At 73.8% G+C, this 16,577-nt stretch carries 13 protein-coding genes; 9 read left to right on the top strand and 4 right to left on the bottom strand.

From position 1 onward, the window contains the following. The first annotated feature begins 116 nt into the window (after positions 1–116). On the top strand, positions 117–1,751 hold the full coding sequence (locus IE217_RS13790; protein WP_190178116.1) for an alpha/beta hydrolase: 1,635 nt from the start codon (positions 117–119) through the stop codon (positions 1,749–1,751). Between the two features lie 67 nt (positions 1,752–1,818). Here the strand turns inward: IE217_RS13790 and hemQ are convergent, their stop codons facing one another. Together hemQ and hemG are read right to left on the bottom strand one after the other, a co-directional pair. Next, positions 1,819–2,550, bottom strand: a complete 732-nt coding sequence (hemQ, locus tag IE217_RS13785) for a hydrogen peroxide-dependent heme synthase (RefSeq protein ID WP_190178115.1) — start codon at positions 2,548–2,550, stop codon at positions 1,819–1,821. Between the two features lie 4 nt (positions 2,551–2,554). Continuing rightward, the gene (gene hemG / locus IE217_RS13780) at positions 2,555–4,021 is read right to left on the bottom strand and encodes a protoporphyrinogen oxidase (protein WP_190178114.1); all 1,467 of its coding nucleotides are present in this window, start codon (positions 4,019–4,021) and stop codon (positions 2,555–2,557) included. A 177-nt stretch (positions 4,022–4,198) separates the two neighbouring features. On the opposite strand from hemG, the gene IE217_RS13775 reads away from it, so the two are divergent. Beyond that, positions 4,199–5,239 carry a DUF4349 domain-containing protein gene (locus IE217_RS13775; protein WP_190178113.1) on the top strand — a complete coding sequence of 347 codons (1,041 nt, stop codon included), beginning with the start codon at positions 4,199–4,201 and terminating at the stop codon, positions 5,237–5,239. 53 nt (positions 5,240–5,292) lie between these two features. Then, a complete protein-coding gene (locus tag IE217_RS13770; RefSeq protein WP_190178220.1) occupies positions 5,293–6,699 on the top strand; it encodes an FAD-dependent oxidoreductase in 1,407 nt (468 codons plus the stop codon). A gap of 132 nt (positions 6,700–6,831) precedes the next feature. Here IE217_RS13770 and IE217_RS13765 read toward each other — a convergent pair whose 3' ends face one another. Then, a complete protein-coding gene (locus tag IE217_RS13765) occupies positions 6,832–7,128 on the bottom strand; it encodes a hypothetical protein (protein WP_190178112.1) in 297 nt (98 codons plus the stop codon). 152 nt (positions 7,129–7,280) lie between these two features. On the opposite strand from IE217_RS13765, the gene IE217_RS13760 reads away from it, so the two are divergent. Continuing rightward, positions 7,281–8,105, top strand: a complete 825-nt coding sequence (locus tag IE217_RS13760) for a rhomboid family intramembrane serine protease (protein ID WP_190178111.1) — start codon at positions 7,281–7,283, stop codon at positions 8,103–8,105. A 61-nt stretch (positions 8,106–8,166) separates the two neighbouring features. Here the strand turns inward: IE217_RS13760 and hemE are convergent, their stop codons facing one another. Next, positions 8,167–9,237, bottom strand: coding sequence for a uroporphyrinogen decarboxylase (hemE, locus tag IE217_RS13755; protein ID WP_190178110.1), 1,071 nt, complete (start codon positions 9,235–9,237; stop codon positions 8,167–8,169). 127 nt (positions 9,238–9,364) lie between these two features. Between hemE and IE217_RS13750 the strand changes: the two genes are divergently transcribed. From IE217_RS13750 to IE217_RS13730, 5 genes are all read left to right on the top strand, one after another. After that, positions 9,365–10,039 (top strand): DUF3000 domain-containing protein, encoded by a 675-nt coding sequence (locus tag IE217_RS13750; RefSeq protein WP_190178109.1) that lies wholly within the window; start codon positions 9,365–9,367, stop codon positions 10,037–10,039. A gap of 323 nt (positions 10,040–10,362) precedes the next feature. Further along, positions 10,363–11,025 (top strand): response regulator transcription factor, encoded by a 663-nt coding sequence (locus IE217_RS13745; protein ID WP_003972894.1) that lies wholly within the window; start codon positions 10,363–10,365, stop codon positions 11,023–11,025. Positions 11,026–11,258: 233 nt separating this feature from the next. Then, positions 11,259–12,557 (top strand): ribonuclease D, encoded by a 1,299-nt coding sequence (locus IE217_RS13740; RefSeq protein WP_190178108.1) that lies wholly within the window; start codon positions 11,259–11,261, stop codon positions 12,555–12,557. A 603-nt stretch (positions 12,558–13,160) separates the two neighbouring features. Beyond that, positions 13,161–14,381 carry a thiolase family protein gene (locus IE217_RS13735; RefSeq protein ID WP_190178107.1) on the top strand — a complete coding sequence of 407 codons (1,221 nt, stop codon included), beginning with the start codon at positions 13,161–13,163 and terminating at the stop codon, positions 14,379–14,381. After that, the gene (locus IE217_RS13730) at positions 14,378–16,507 is read left to right on the top strand and encodes a 3-hydroxyacyl-CoA dehydrogenase NAD-binding domain-containing protein (RefSeq protein WP_190178106.1); all 2,130 of its coding nucleotides are present in this window, start codon (positions 14,378–14,380) and stop codon (positions 16,505–16,507) included. Before IE217_RS13735 ends, IE217_RS13730 begins: the two co-directional genes overlap by 4 nt. Positions 16,508–16,577: the final 70 nt, after the last annotated feature.

Genomic DNA, 16,577 nt, shown 5'->3' with positions numbered 1-16,577 from the left:
TCCGCGCGGGGCGTATCGGGCGCATCGGCGCCGACACCCCCCGGGCGGTGCTTGCCTTCCCCGGGGCGTGAACGAAACATCCCTTCTGTCGCTGCCGCGCGCCGAAGGGATACGCGATGAGAGCTGCCGCCGTATGGACGGCCGCAGGGTCCCTGCTCCTGACCGCCCTCGCGACCACCGCTCCGGCGGCCGCGGCCGAGGGAGCGCCTGAAGTGCCGGCCGAGCTGCGCGGCACCCTCGTGGCCGCCGCGCGGGCCCGTGCGGCCGGCATCGGCTTCGGGCCCTGCCCGCACGCCGAGGACATGCCCGCCGCCATGCGCTGCGGCACGGTGGAGGTGCCCCTCGACTACGCCCACCCGGACGGCCGGCGCATCCGCCTCACCGTCAGCCGGGCGGCCGCCACCCACAAGGACCCGCACAACAGCAAGCGCAGGGTGCCCCGCAAGGGCGCCCTGGTCTTCAACCCGGGCGGCCCGGGCGGCGACGGCATGTCCTTCCCGCTGATCGGCCTGCTCCCCGAGTGGAAGCGGGTCGCGGCGGCCTACGACCTCGTCGGCTACGCCCCGCGCGGAGTGGGCCGTTCGGCGCCGCTGTCCTGCGAGGACCCCGGGAACTTCTTCGAGGCGCCGACGCAGGCCCCGGTGAACCCCTCGGCGGCGTACAAGAAGAAGCGCGCCGCCCGGGCGCGGTCGTACGCCGACGGCTGCGCGCGGCGCGCGGGCGGCGCCCTGCGGTACTACAACTCCCTCGACAACGCCCGCGACCTGGACGTCCTGCGCGCCGCACTGGGCGAGGACCGGCTGACGTTCATGGGCGGCTCCTACGGCACGTACCTCGGCGCGCTGTACGCCACGCTGTTCCCCTCGCACGTGCGCCGGATGGTCCTCGACTCGGCGGTGAACCCCGACCCGGCGCGGATCTGGTACCGCGACAACCTCGACCAGTCGGCCGCGTTCGAGCGGCGCTGGGCGGACCTGCGGCGCTGGATCGCCCGCTACGACCGTGTGTACCACCTCGGCCGTACGGCGGGGGCGGTGCGGGCCTCGTACGACCGGGCCCGCGACCGGCTGGCCTCGAAGCCGGCGGGCGGCAAGGTCGGGCCGGCGCAGTTGCAGGGCGCGTTCCTCGCGGCCGGGTACGACGACGCCAACTGGCCGGGCGCCGCCGGGGCCCTGTCGGCGTATCTGAGGGGCGACGAGAAGCCGCTGGTCGGGCTGGCCGCGCCGTACCGCGCGGGCGCCGTCGAGGCGGAGAACGCCGCCGCGGTCTACACGACGGTGGAGTGCAACGACGCGCCCTGGCCCACGGACTTCCGGGTGTGGGACCGGGACAACACGCGGCTCGCGCGGGTGGCGCCGTTCGAGACCTGGGACAACGTGTGGACGAACCTGCCCTGCGCCTACTGGCGGGCGCCCCGGCAGCGGCCCCTGGACGTGCGGACCGCGCCGGGCGAGCTGCCGCCCACGCTGGTGCTGGCCGCCGAGCGGGACGCGGCCACGCCCTACTCCGGGGCGCTGGAGCTGCGGCGGCGGCTGTCCGGCGCGGTGCTGGTGACCGAGCGGGGCGCGGGCACCCACGGCATCGCCTACGGCCCGAACCGGTGCGTCAACGCGTACGTGGACGCCTATCTGCTCGAGGGGCGGCTCCCGGGGCGGGACGCGGACTGCGCGCCGCGCCCCGAACCCCGCCCGGACCGCCCCTCCTTCCAGGACACCCGCCGTCAGCAGCTGCGGGACGCCCTGAAGGGCTGAGCGGGCCTCGCACCGGCCCGGCGATCGCCAGGCCGGTCGGGCGGTGGTCAGGCCAGTCCGGCGGGCGTCAGGCCAGTCCGGCGACCAGGTCCGCGATCTCCTTGCGGCGGCCCGTGAAGAACGGGATCTCCTCGCGCACGTGCCGGCGGGCCTCCGCGCCGCGCAGGTGGCGCATGAGGTCCACGATGCGGTGCAGCTCGTCAGCCTCGAAGGCGAGCAGCCACTCGTAGTCGCCGAGGGAGAAGGAGGCGACGGTGTTCGCGCGCACGTCCGGGAAGCCGCGGGCCATCTTGCCGTGGTCGGCGAGCATGCGGCGGCGGTCCTCGTCGGGCAGCAGGTACCACTCGTAGGAGCGCACGAAGGGGTAGACGCTGACGTAGTTGCGCGGTGTCTCGTCGGCGAGGAAGGCCGGGATGTGCGAGCGGTTGAACTCGGCGGGGCGGTGCAGCGCCATGTTGGACCACACCGGCTCCAGCGCGCGGCCGAGCTTCGTGCGGCGGAAGAGGTTGTACGCCTCCTGCAGCTGGTCGCTGTTCTCGGCGTGCCACCAGATCATGAGGTCGGCGTCCGCGCGCAGCCCCGACAGGTCGTAGGTGCCGCGGACGGTGACGTCCTTGGCGGCGAGCTGGTCGAACAGCTCCTGGACCTCGTCGGCGTAGCCCGCGCGGTCCTCGGGCAGCGCGTCCTTCAGCCGGAAGACGGACCACAGGGTGTAGCGGATGACCTCGTTGAGGTCCTTGGCCAGCTTGCCCTTGTTGGGGATCCTGCCGGGCTCGGTGGTGGGTGCGTCGTCGCTCATGGGGCTATTCTCCCGCTCCGCGAAGCGCGCCCGGCACCGGGCCCGTGGTGAGTTCCTGCACAGCGCCCAGGCCGTCCTGGACCCGGTCGGCGGCCTCGTAGGCGCCGGCGATGCACGCCGGGATGCCCACGCCGTCGTAGGCCGCGCCGCACACCGCCAGTCCGGGCATCTTGCCGAGGTGCTCGCGGACGCGGGCCACGCGCGTGTGGTGGCCGACCGGGTACTGCGGCAGGCCGCCGGTCCAGCGGGTGACGCGGGTGGCGACCGGGGTGGCGGCCAGGCCGGTGGCCTCGCGCAGGTCGGCGCGGGCGGCCTCGACCAGCTCGGCGTCCTCGCGGCCGAGGATCTCCGTCTCGCCGTACCGCCCGACGGAGGCGCGGAGCACCAGCAGGTCCGGGTCCTCGTCGGCGATCCACCCCCACTTCTGGGAGGCGAAGGTGGACGCCTTGATGGTCCTGCCGTCGACCGGGGGCACGAGGAAGCCGCTGCCGGCGGGGAGCGCGGCGTCGGCGCGGCGGTAGGCGAGGGTGATCAAGGCCATGGAGGCGTACTCGACGGCGTCGAGCTCCGCCGCGGCCTCGGGCGACTCGCCGCGCAGCAGGCGGGCGGCGACGGGTGCGGGCGCGGCGAGGATCACCGCGTCGGCGTCGAGCACGCGGTCCCCGGCGGTGACGTGCCAGACCGTGCGGTCGCCGTCGTCCTCGCGGCGCAGCCCGGTCACCGGGGTGCCGGTGAGGATCTCGCCGCCGTGGGCCCGCACCTGGTCCGCGACGGCGAGCGGGAGCCTGCCCACACCGCCCTTGACGCCGAGGAAGACCGGGCCGGCCGCCTGGGTGCCTGCCGCCTTGGCCTGGATGTCGCGGACCGCCTCCGTGAGGGAGGCGTGGGCCCGCGCGGCCTGGAAGAGCTGGGGGACGGCGGCGCGCATCGAGATGCGGTAGGCGTCGCCGGCGTAGACGCCGCCGAGCAGCGGCTCGACCAGGCGGTCGACGACCTCGCGGCCCAGGCGTTCCGCCACGTACGCGCCGACCGCCACGTCGTCGCCGATCTCGGTGCGGGGCAGTTCGGCATCGCGCCCGATGCGCGCGAGGCCCTCGTCGGACAGGACGCCGGCGAGCGCCGAGGCGTCGCCGGGGACTCCCATGACATGGCCCCTGGGCATGGGGCGCAGCGCGCCGCGGGTCCACAGGGAGGCGCTCGCGGTCGCGGGCGGCTGGAGCTCGTCGGTGAGGCCCACCTCGCGGGCGAGGTCCACCGCCTCGGGCCGGCGGGCCAGCATCGACTCGGCGCCCAGGTCGACGCGGACGCCCGCGATCTCGCCGGGCAGCAGCTTGCCGCCGACCCGCTCGGAGGCCTCGAGGACGGTCACCCGCAGCCCGCGGCGGAGCAGTCGGTGCGCGGCGGCCAGTCCCGCGATCCCGGCTCCCACGACGACGACGTGTCCCCTGCCCGCACTACCCGTTGCGCTCATGCCCCCACTCTCTCAGACCCCACCGACACTCCCGTCCCGCCCCGGTGCCGGGCGCGAAACCGGTGTCCGGTGCGAGTCCCGACCGTGACCTCATCGGAACCGTTTCCGGCCAACGTTCCGCCGGGTCCGGGCGTCGAAGAGGCGTCAGTCCACACGACACCCCGGGGGCAGGCCCACATGCGCGTACGACGTACGGTTCGACCCGTTCCGGCCCTGGCCGGAGTTCTGCTCGCCGCCGCGCTCGCGCTCACCGGATGCGGCGCGGGCGGCGACTCGGGCTCCTCGTCCGGCGGCAAGGCGGCCGGCGACACCGCCCGGCGCGCGGACCCGGGCGGCGCCGCCCGGGCCGCCGACGGCTCCGGGAGTGCACGGGGCGGCGGCACGGCCCCCGGTTCGCAGGCCACCGGCGCGCCGAAGCTCACCGCGAGCAGCATCATCCGTACGGCCTCGCTGACGGTGCGGGTCAAGGACGTGCCGAAGGCCCTGGAGATGGCCCGTACGACGGCCGAGAACGCGGGCGGCTACGTCGGTGACGAGACCACGAGCCGCGACGAGGAGGGCCACGAGGAGACCCGGGTCGTGCTGCGCGTGCCCTCCGCCCGCTACGACGAGGTGCTCACCGGCCTCGCGGGCACCGGCAGGCTGATCGAGCGGACGGCGAAGGCGCAGGACGTCACCGACCAGGTCGTCGACGTGGACAGCCGCGTCAAGTCGCAGCGCGCCAGTGTGGCCCGGGTCCGCGCCCTGATGGACAAGGCGACCAAACTCGGTGACGTGGTCACCCTGGAAGGCGAGCTGAGCCGCCGCGAGGCCGACCTGGAGGCGCTGCTGGCCCAGCAGGCGTCCCTGAAGGACCGCACCAGCCTGGCCACCATCACCCTGTCGCTGTCCCAGAACCCGGTGACCGAGCCCGCCTCGCACCACGAGCCCGGGTTCGTCGACGCGCTGGCGGGCGGCTGGCACGTGTTCGTGGCCGTCCTGCGCTGGATCGTCCTGGTGCTCGGCGCGGTGCTGCCGTTCGCGGCGACGGCGGTGCTGCTGACACTGCTGTGGCTGCGGGTCGTACGGCCCCGGCTGCCGCGCCGCGCGGCGAGGGCCGGCGCGCCCGCGATGACCGCGCTCGGCCCGCTCCAGGGCGCCCCGCACGTCCCGCACCCGGCCGCGGAGGGCGCCGGGCGGGGCGGGCGGCCGACCGATGGGCCGGAGACCCAGGACTAGGACTGGCCGAACCGGGCCGAAATGCCCTGTGGCCGTAGCGTGTTCGCATGGACATGGACATGAACCGTGCGCGGGACCGGGGCAGCAGGGAACGACTGGTCGTCATCGGCGGTGACGCCGCGGGGATGTCCGCGGCGTCGCAGGCGCGCCGGCTGCGCGGGCCGGACGAGCTGGAGATCGTGGCGTTCGAGCGCGGCCACTTCACCTCGTTCTCGGCGTGCGGCATCCCGTACTGGGTCGGCGGCGACGTCGCCGAGCGGGACGAGCTGATCGCCCGTACGCCCGGGGAGCACCGCGCGCGGGACATCGATCTGCGCATGCGCACCGAGGTCACGGAGATCGACGTGGCCGCGGGCCGGGTGCACGCGCGGGACGTCGATTCCGGCGCCGAGTCCTGGACGTCGTACGACAAACTCGTGATCGCCACCGGGGCACGGCCCATCAGGCCCGACATGCCCGGCGCCGAGGCGCCCGGGGTGCACGGCGTGCAGACCCTCGACGACGGGGAGGCGCTGCTCGCCAGCCTGGCACGCGCGCGTGGCCGGCGGGCGGTGGTGGTGGGCGCCGGCTACATCGGGGTGGAGATGGCCGAGGCCCTGATCAAGCGGGGCTACGAGGTCACGGTCGTCAACCGCGGCAAGGAGCCCATGTCGATGCTGGACCCGGACATGGGCCGCCTGGTGCACCGGGCCATGACGGGCCTCGGCATCACCATGGTGGACGGCGCCGAGGTCACCAAGATGCTGACCGGCGACGACGGCCGGGTGCGGGCGGTGGCCACCGGGGACGCCGAGTACCCGGCCGACGTGGTGGTGCTGGGCATCGGCGTGGAGCCCGAGACCGCGCTCGCGCGGGCCGCCGGGCTGCCGCTCGGGCCGCACGGCGGCCTGCTCACCGACCGCGCGATGCGGGTGCGCGGCCACGAGAACATCTGGGCCGGCGGAGACTGCGTCGAGGTCCTCGACCTGGTCTCGGGGCTGTACCGCTACGTGCCGCTCGGCACCCACGCCAACAAGCACGGCCAGGTCATCGGCACCAACGCGGGCGGCGGTTACGCCACCTTCCCGGGCGTCGTCGGCACCGCGGTGAGCAAGGTGTGCGACCTGGAGATCGCCCGCACCGGCCTGCGCGAGAAGGACGCCCACCGGGTGGGCCTGCGGTACGAGACGGTCACCGTCGAGTCGACGAGCCGCGCGGGCTACTACCCGGGGGCGTCCCCCATGACGGTGAAGATGCTCGCCGAGCACCGCACCGGCCGCCTGCTGGGCGTGCAGATCGTCGGCCGCGAGGGCGCGGCGAAGCGGGTCGACGTCGCGGCGGTCGCCCTGACCGCCGGCATGACGGTCGAACAGATGACGTCCCTCGACCTCGGCTACGCCCCGCCCTTCTCCCCGGTCTGGGACCCGGTCCTGGTGGCGGCCCGCAAGGCCACGGCAAAGGTCCGCGCAACCACGACATGACCACGTCCGCCCGCCCACACGCCGCCCGCCCCTGACGCGCACCGCCGCCGGTGTTGACCCTTGGTGGCGGGCGAACCGCCGCCCGAGGGGCGTCTGGGCCCGCGCCCCGCGCGGGTGTGTGCGCCGTGGTGGCTACGCCGTTCCGTTCAGGCGGGGGAGGGAGGAGACCGAGGCCGAGGTGCTGGGGGGTGTGGTGGTGGCGGGTGGCTGTTCGGCGGAGGGGCGGGCGTGGGCCGCCGAGGGGCGAGTGGAGCGGAGGCGGTTGCTGACGGCCTCGTCCAGCGTCACCGGACGCTGCATCTGGGAGGCCAGCCGTCCGGCCTCCTGGCCGAGCCGGGCCACGTCCTCCCAGGGCAACCGGACCACCAGGGATATCTCGGCCTCGCCGTCGGGCAGGGCGTGCATGGGCGGAGCAACCCGTTCGTTCATCGCCTGATCCTCACGTCGTCCCCGCGGCCCGCCTTGCCCGTGCCGCGGACGGTCGACGAGACATACGCAGCCGCCCGCGGCCGCGTTCAGCCCGCGGCGGAGATCCGGCGGGGCCGCAGGTTCGCCGGGCGCATCGGGGGCAGTACTTCCCTGTGGTCATCCCCGTCCATGACGTGAACCCGGTGCGGCGCACCCCCTGGGTGACGTACGCCCTGATCGCCGCGAACTTCGTGGTGTTCCTGTCCACGCCCGGCGTCGCCGGCTCGGTGACGGGCGGCGGCACGCTCGCCCAGCTGTGCCACCTCCAGGCGTTCACCGAGCACTACGCGCTCGTGCCCAGAGAGCTGGTCCACCATCAGCTGCCGCGCCTGGTGCCGACGGGCGAGGTCGGCTTCGGCACGCACGGGCCGGGCTGCGTGCTCGCCCCGCCGCCGTACGGCAAGTCGCCGGCGCTGTCGGTGTTCACGGCGATGTTCCTGCACGGCAGCTGGCTGCACCTGCTGGGCAACATGCTGTTCCTGTGGATCTTCGGCAACAACATCGAGGACCGCATGGGACACGTGCGGTTCCTGCTGTTCTACGTGGTCTGCGGCTACGCGGCCGGGTACGGCTTCGCGCTGCTCAACCCGGGCTCCGGCCAGCCCCTGATCGGCGCGTCGGGGGCGATCGCGGGCGTCCTCGGCGCGTACCTGGTGCTGTATCCGAGGGCGCGCGTCTGGGTCCTCGTGCCGTTCCTGATCTTCCTGCCGCTGCGGCTGCCCGCCTGGCTGGTGCTGGGCTTCTGGTTCGTGCTCCAGGCGTTCTACTCGGCCGGCGAGGGCGTCTCGTCGGCGGGCACCGTGGCGTACGCGGCGCACGTCGTCGGCTTCGTCGTGGGCATGCTCCTCGCCTGGCCGCTCAAGCCGGGCACTCCCCCACCGCCGGAACCGCGCCGCCTGCTGTTCGGCAGGCAGGCCCGGCCCCGGCACACGTGGTGAGGAAGACTCCCGGCGAGGGCTCCCTGCCAGGGCTCCCCACTGGCCCGGCCGGGCCCGGTGCTCAGCGCGCGGTGCGGGTGTGGACGTACTCGACGAGCCGGGTGAGCGCGTCGGGGTCGGTGGCCGGCATGACGCCGTGGCCGAGGTTGAAGACGTGGCCCTCGAGGCCCGCCGCCGCGTCCAGCACCTCGCGCGTCTTGGCCTCGACGGCCTCGCGGGGCGCGAACAGCACGGTCGGGTCGAGGTTGCCCTGGAGCGCCTTGCCGGGGCCCACGCGGCGTACGGCCTCGTCCAGCGGGACCCGCCAGTCGACGCCCACGACGTCCGCGCCGGCCTCGCCCATCAGGCCGAGCAGTTCGCCGGTGCCGACGCCGAAGTGGATGCGCGGCACGCCGTACCCGGCGACGGCCTCGAAGACCTTCGCGGAGGCGGGCAGCACCGAGCGGCGGTAGTCGGCGGGGGCGAGGGCGCCCGCCCAGGAGTCGAAGAGCTGCACGGCGCTCGCGCCCGCCTCGATCTGCACCTTCAGGAAGGCGGCGGTGATCGCGGAGAGGCGGTCCAGCAGGTCGGCCCACAGCCCGGGGTCGCCGTACATCATCGCCTTGGCGTTCTCGTACGTGCGTGACGGGCCGCCCTCGACGAGGTAGCTCGCGAGGGTGAACGGCGCGCCCGCGAAGCCGATCAGCGGGGTCGGCCCGAGCTCGCTCGTCAGCTGCCCGATCGCCTCGGTGACGTAGGGGACGTCCTCGGGGGTGAGGTCGCGCAGCCGGGCGAGGTCCGCGCGGGAGCGGACGGGCTGCTCGACGACCGGCCCGACGCCGGGCTTGATGTCGAGGTCGACGCCGATGGCCTTGAGCGGCACGACGATGTCGCTGAAGTAGATCGCCGCGTCCACGCCGTGCCGGCGCACCGGCTGCAGGGTGATCTCGGTGACCAGATCCGGCCGCATGCAGGAGTCGAGCATGCCGATGCCCTGGCGCACCTTGCGGTACTCCGGCAGCGAGCGCCCGGCCTGCCGCATGAACCACACGGGGGTGTGCGGCACGGGTTCGCGACGGCACGCCCTGAGGAAGGCGGAGTCGCGCGTCGCGGCTGGCGGCTGGTGGCTGGCGGGCGTCTCGTTGGCACTCACGGTGGCAAGTCTCGCACGGCGTCGCGGGCCCGACCGCCCCGGTGTGCGGTCCCCGGGCGGCCGCCACCGGCCACGGCGGGGGTGTCTTGCCCTGCACGAAGGCCCGCTTCCCCTTAATCTTCCCGGCATGGCTGCGGCTCAGGGACGACTGTCGGACGGCGCTGGCGGAATGGACGACGCGAAGGGGGCGGACGGGCATGCGAACAGGGCGGACCGGCCGCCGCTGCCCTTCCGGGCCGCCGTCGAGGCGCTGCGGACCGCGCGGCTGCGGCCGCAGGTGGAGATCGAGCAGGTGCCCCCGCCCAAACGTCTCGCCCCCTTCGCGTACGCGCTGGAGGCCACGGTCGTCGACGGCGAGCAGGAACTCGCCGACGGCCGGCTGGTGCTGCTGCACGACCCGGCCGGGCACGACGCCTGGCGGGGCACGTTCCGGCTGGTGACGCTGGTGCGCGCGGAGCTGGAGCCCGAGATGGCCGCCGACCCGCTGCTGCCGGACGTGTGCTGGTCGTGGCTGACGGGGGCGCTCCAGGCGCGCGGGCTGACGTACGGCGAGCCGAGCGGCACCGTCACGCGCGCGAGCTCGCACTACTTCGGCGGGCTGTCGGCGCGCCCGGCCGCCTCGCAGATCGAGATCCGCGCCTCCTGGACCCCCCGCGAGGGGCTGGCCGGGGTGCCGGACACCGCGGCGCACCTGGCGTCCTGGTGCGATCTGCTGGCGCAGGTGGCCGGGCTGCCGCCGGCCGGCCCCGGCGACGCGTCGGTCGTCACGCTGCCGCAGCGCCGGGACCCCCAGGCGCGCTGAACAGCGGACCGGGCCGGGGCCCTCTCACCGACGGGCGGACACCTGTCCGGGCGACTTACCCCTTCCTTGCCGTGTCTTTGTCGATACGGCCACTTTCGCGCACGTTCCGTTCCCGAACGGCCCAGATCCGCCCCAAGCGAACCGATTCGACCTTCGGACGATCGACAAGATGTCCGAATTGCGCGCATTAAAACTCACCAGATCGTGATCATTCTCTAAAGGACAACGGGTTTGGTGCCGAAGACGACTGTGACCTTGCAAGCACGGTTCGTCCCGGCTTGATCCCCACAAGCCGGCCCCCCCCCACCCCCCCAGGAGGCCTGGTGTCCGTTCTCCTCGAGCAGCCCGCAAGCCTGGTCGCCTACCGCCCGAACAAGCCGACCGCCATGGTCGTCGTGGCGGACCCGCGCGTCCGTTCCACCGTCACCCGTCATCTGTGGGCGCTCGGAGTCCGGGACGTCATCGAGGCGTCCTCCGTCGCGGAGGCCCGCCCCCGCATCGGCAACCCGCGCGACATCTGCGTCGCCGACGTCCACCTGCCCGACGGCTCCGGGCTCACCCTGCTCTCCGAGACCCGCGCCGCCGGCTGGCCCAACGGCCTGGCGCTGTCGGCCGCCGACGACATCGGCGCCGTGCGCAACGCCCTCGCGGGCGGCGTCAAGGGCTACGTCGTCACCGGCACCCGTACCAACGTCGGGCTCCCCACCCGGCCGGGCGCCGCCCCCATCGGCGCGGCCGCCGCCCGCCTCCACCGCCGTCCCCCGGGTGCCCCGAGCCACCCGGGTGGCTACCGCGAGCTGTCCGGCCGCGAGGTGGAGGTGCTGCGGCTGGTCGCCGAGGGCCAGTCGAACAAGGCGATCGGCGTCTCGATGGGCCTGTCCGCGCTGACCGTCAAGAGCCACCTCGCCCGCATCGCCCGCAAGCTCGGCACGGGCGACCGGGCCGGCATGGTCGCCGTCGCCCTGCGCACCGGCATCATCCACTGACGATCCCCCACTCCCCACCCCCACCCTTTGCTCAGCTTCCGCTCGTCCCCCGCCCTGCCTCCCGTCCCACCCCGTTCCACTCCGTCCCCCACTCCCCCTGTCGCCGCTTTCCCCCTCCCCTCGGCCGGTCGTGAGCCGGCGTGTCACCGGCCTGACCGGTTTACGACCCCCCGGCGCCCGTCGACGGAACGTTCCGTCGACGGGCGCCGTCCATCCACAGATACCCTTGACAGGTGACCGACGCCCACGAAACCGCAGCAGACAGCTCACTGCGCACCACCGGAGGCGCCCCTCCGGACGACGGCGGACCGTCTGACACGGGGGCGCCGATCCCACTGCTGGAGCCCCGCGAGGGCATTCCACCGGTGATCGCCGACGCCGCTGCGCTCGCCGAGGTGACCGCCGCGTTCGCCGCCGGCTCCGGCCCGGTGGCCGTGGACGCCGAGCGCGCCTCGGGCTACCGGTACGGCCAGCGCGCGTATCTGGTGCAGCTGCGCCGCCAGGGGGCCGGGACCGCGCTGATCGACCCCGTCGCCTGTCCGGACCTGTCCGGCCTCGGCGAGGCGCTGTCGGGCGTCGAGTGGGTGCTGCACGCGGCCACCCAGGACCTGCCGTGCCTGCGCGAGATAGGCATGGTGCCCACGCGGCTGTTCGACACCGAGCTGGCCGGGCGGCTCGCCGGGTTCCCCCGGGTCGGGCTCGGCGCGATGGTCGAGGGCGTCCTCGGCTTCGTGCTGGAGAAGGGCCACTCGGCCGTCGACTGGTCGACCCGCCCGCTGCCCGAGCCGTGGCTGCGTTACGCGGCCCTGGACGTGGAGCTGCTCGTCGACCTGCGCGACGCCCTGGAGAAGGAGCTGGACCGGCAGGGCAAGCTGGAGTGGGCCCTCCAGGAGTTCGACGCCATCGCCTCCGCGCCGCCGGCCGAGCCGCGCAAGGACCCCTGGCGGCGCACCTCCGGGATGCACAAGGTGCGGCGCCGGCGGCAGCTGGCCGTCGTGCGGGAGCTGTGGCAGGCCCGGGACCGCATCGCGCAGCGGCGGGACGTGTCGCCGGGCAAGGTGCTCTCCGACGCGGCCATCGTCGAGGCCGCGCTCGCCGTGCCGGTCAACGTGCACGCCCTGGGCGCGCTGAACGGCTTCGGGCACCGCATGGGCCGGCGCCAGCTGGAGCAGTGGCAGGCGGCCGTGGACCGCGCGAGGGCGCTCACCGACTCCCAGCTGCCCCAGCCCGGCCAGCCGGTCACGGGGCCCCCGCCGCCCCGGGCCTGGGCCGACAAGGACCCGGTCGCCGCGGCCCGCCTGTCGGCGGCCCGCGCGGCCGTCACCGCGCTGGCCGAGCGGCTGAACATGCCGCAGGAGAACCTGATCGCCCCGGACACGGTACGACGCCTGTGCTGGGAGCCGCCGAAGAACGCCGACGCCGACTCCGTGGCCTCCGCGCTCACCGGCTACGGGGCAAGGCCGTGGCAGGTGGAACAGGTGACACCGGTACTGGTGACAGCACTGTCAGCGCGGCCCGACCAGACGACGTAACCGCCCCCGGCACCCGGCACCCCGGCACCCGGCACCGGTGGCGGGGTCTCGGCCGGGCGACGTAGCCACACCGATGGCGGTGGCGGCACCGGCCGCTGGGAGCGGGCACCGCAGCCGCCCGGCCACCGGCCACCGCACCCCGGTACCGGTGCCCGCGTCGACGACGCGGGGCGGTGGCCAGGCGCCGTGACCGTCGCCGGCCGGCCGGCCGGCGGCGGCGCCGCTGCCCCGCACCGCCTGCCGCACAGGAACCCCGAGGGCCGCGCGCCACGTCCCACTGTGGCCACGACTCCAGGCCCGCCCCCTAGGCGCGCGACCGCCCACCCCCGCCCCCACCCGCACCGCGACGCCCGGCGCCCGGCGCCGACCCCAGGGACCGCCCACCAGCCGCCCCCAGCAACCCGGCGCCCCGCCCCGCCCCACCCCTCCCCTCCCCTTTCCGGCAAGATCGCGCCAAGATCCGGCGGTGCGCCCGTGTGACGTTCGCCGCTCCCGGCGCGGGGACTGTGCAGTCACATTACCCGCGAGTAGCATGAGCCTGAGCGCGCGCTCAGCGCTTGCGCAACGCAGCAGTGCCACCCCGCACCCTGGAGGAGAGCCATCGTGCCTCGTACCGTCAGGGACGTCGTCTTCGTAGACGGCGTCCGCACCCCGTTCGGCAAGGCGGGCCCGAAGGGCATCTACCACGAGACCCGCGCCGACGACCTCGTCGTGAAGGCGATCCGGGAGCTGCTGCGCCGCAACCCCGGTCTCGACCCCAAGAAGATCGACGAGGTGGCGGTCGCCGCCACCACGCAGATCGGCGACCAGGGCCTGACCATCGGCCGCACCGCCGGCATCCTCGCGGGCCTGCCCACCTCGGTCCCCGGCTACTCGATCGACCGCATGTGCGCGGGCGCGCTGACCGCGGTCACCTCGGTCTCCGGCTCCATCGCCTTCGGCGCGTACGACGTCGCCATCGCGGGCGGTGTGGAGCACATGGGCCGCCACCCGATGGGCGAGGGCGTCGACCCCAACCCGCGGTTCGTGAGCGAGAAGCTGGTCGACCAGTCCGCCCTGTTCATGGGCATGACGGCGGAGAACCTGCACGACCGCTACCCGCACATCACCAAGCTGCGCGCCGACGAGTACGCGGTGCGCTCGCAGGAGAAGGCCGCCAAGGCGTACGCCAACGGCAAGATCCAGCAGGACCTCGTGCCGATTTCGGTGCGCCGCACCAACGCGGAGGCCGGCGAGACCGGCTGGGGCCTGGTCACGGCCGACGAGCCGATGCGCCCGGGCACCACCCTGGAGAACCTGGCGAACCTCAAGACGCCGTTCCGCGTCCACGGCCGGGTCACCGCGGGCAACGCGGCCGGTCTGAACGACGGCGCCACCGCCTCCGTCATCGCGAGCGAGGAGTTCGCCCGCGAGAACGGCCTGCCGGTCAAGATGCGCCTGGTCTCCTACGCCTTCGCGGGCGTGGAGCCGGAGGTCATGGGCTACGGCCCGATCCCCGCCACGGAGAAGGCGCTGGCCAAGGCCGGCCTGTCCATCTCCGACATCGGCCTGTTCGAGATCAACGAGGCCTTCGCCGTCCAGGTCCTGGCCTTCCTCGACCACTACGGCATCGCGGACGACGACGCGCGCGTGAACCAGTACGGCGGCGCGATCGCCTTCGGTCACCCGCTCGCCTCCTCCGGCGTCCGTCTGATGACGCAGCTGGCCCGCCAGTTCGAGGAGCAGCCGCAGGTCCGCTACGGCCTGACCACCATGTGCGTCGGCTTCGGCATGGGCGCGACGGTCATCTGGGAGAACCCGCACTTCGACGGAGGCGACAAGTGAGCACCACCGCTGAACTCCTGAAGGGCGCGGCCGAGCTGTTCCCGGACGAGGTCGTCACGCAGGCGCACGTACGCCACTTCGACCTCCCGCTGGGCGCCGGGCGCTTCGCGCTCATCACCCTCGACAACGGCCTGGACCACACCAAGCCGACCACCTTCGGCCCCCAGTCGCTCGCGAACCTCGACGCCGCGATCGACCAGGTGGAGAAGGAGGCCGCGGACGGCGAGATCGTCGGCGCCGGCATCACCGGCAAGCCGTTCATCTTCGCGGTCGGCGCCGACCTCAAGGGCGTGGAGCTGCTCAAGCAGCACGACCACGCGCTGGCCATCGGCAAGGGCGGCCACGAGGTCTTCAAGCGGCTGTCGAAGCTGGCCGTCCCGACCTTCGCGTACTACAACGGCGCGGCGATGGGCGGTGGCGTCGAGGTCGGCCTGCACTGCACCTACCGCACGGTGTCCGCGGCCATCCCGGCGTTCTCCCTCCCCGAGGTCTTCCTCGGCCTGGTCCCCGGCTGGGGCGGCTGCACCCTGCTGCCGAACCTGATCGGCGCGGACAAGGCCGTCTCGGTGATCATCGAGAACAGCCTCAACCAGAACAAGCAGCTCAAGGGCAAGCAGGTCTACGAACTCGGCATCGCGGACGCGATCTTCGAGGGCGCGGACTTCCTGGAGCAGTCCCTCATCTGGACCGCGGCCGTCCTCAAGGGCGAGATCGAGGTCGAGCGCCCGGTGATCGACCGCGGCGAGGCCTGGGACCAGGCCGTCGCCAAGGGCCGTTTCATCGCCGACTCCAAGGTGCACGGCGCCGCCCCGGCCGCCTACCGCGCCCTGGACATCATCGCCGCCGCCAAGAACGGCGACCTCCAGCAGGGTTACGACGCCGAGGACCAGGCCCTCGCGGACCTGATCATGGGCGGCGAACTGCGCGCCGGCATCTACGCGTTCAACCTCGTCCAGAAGCGCGGCAAGCGCCCCGCCGGCGCCCCGGACAAGAACCTGGCGCGCCCGGTGACGAAGGTCGGCGTGGTCGGCGCGGGCCTGATGGCCTCGCAGCTCGCCCTGCTCTTCCTGCGCCGCCTGGAGGTCCCGGTCGTCCTCACGGACATCGACCAGGAGCGCGTCGACAAGGGTGTGGGCTACGTCCACGCCGAGATCGACAAGCTGCTGGGCAAGGGCCGCATCAACCAGGACAAGGCCAACCGCCTGAAGGCGCTGGTCTCCGGTGTCCTGGACAAGGCCGAGGGCTTCGCGGACGCCGACTTCGTCATCGAGGCCGTCTTCGAGGAGATGGGCGTCAAGCGACACGTCTTCGCGGAGGTCGAGGCGGTGGCGCCCGCGCACGCCATCCTCGCCACGAACACCTCCTCCCTCTCCGTCTCGGAGATGGCCTCGAAGCTGAAGCACCCCGAGCGGGTCGTCGGCTTCCACTTCTTCAACCCGGTCGCGGTCCTGCCGCTGCTGGAGATCGTCCGCGGCGAGCAGACGGACGACGCCTCGCTGGCGACCGCCTTCGCGGTGGCCAAGAAGCTGAAGAAGACCGCGGTGCTGGTCAAGGACGCCCCGGCGTTCGTGGTCAACCGCATCCTGACCCGCTTCATGGGCGAGATCCAGAACGTCATCGACGAGGGCACCCCGGTCGAGGTCGCCGAGAAGGCCGTCGAGCCGCTCGGCCTGCCGATGTCCCCGCTGGTCCTCCTGGAGCTGGTCGGCCCGGCCATCGGCCTGCACGTCTCGGAGACCCTCAACCGGGCCTTCCCGGACCGCTTCACGGTCTCCCCCAACCTCAAGGCGGTCGTCGAGGCCGGCAAGCGCGGCTTCTACGTCTACGACAGCGGCAAGCCCGAGCTGGACCCGGAGGTCGCCGCGCTTCTGAAGCAGGGCGACACGGTCCTGACGGAGGAGCAGGTCCGCGCCCGCGTCCTGGACGCGGTCGCCGAGGAGATCGGCCTGATGCTCGACGAGGGCGTCGTCGCCGAGGCCCAGGACATCGACCTCTGCCTCATCACCGGCGCCGGCTGGCCCTTCCACCTCGGCGGAATCACGCCGTACCTGGACCGGGAGGGCGTCTCGGAACGGGTGACGGGCAAGCGGTTCCTGGAGCCGGGCGTGGCTTCGGTCCCCGCGTAACCGCCACCGGACCGCAACGGGGCCCCCGCCACGGCGGGGGCCCCAGTCGTGCGTCCTGGAACACGCGGCG

Source organism: Streptomyces naganishii JCM 4654 (assembly GCF_014650575.1).
GTDB lineage: Bacteria > Actinomycetota > Actinomycetes > Streptomycetales > Streptomycetaceae > Streptomyces > Streptomyces naganishii.
Note: the sequence above shows the minus strand (reverse complement) of the source record. Positions and strands in the feature narration are given on the sequence as shown.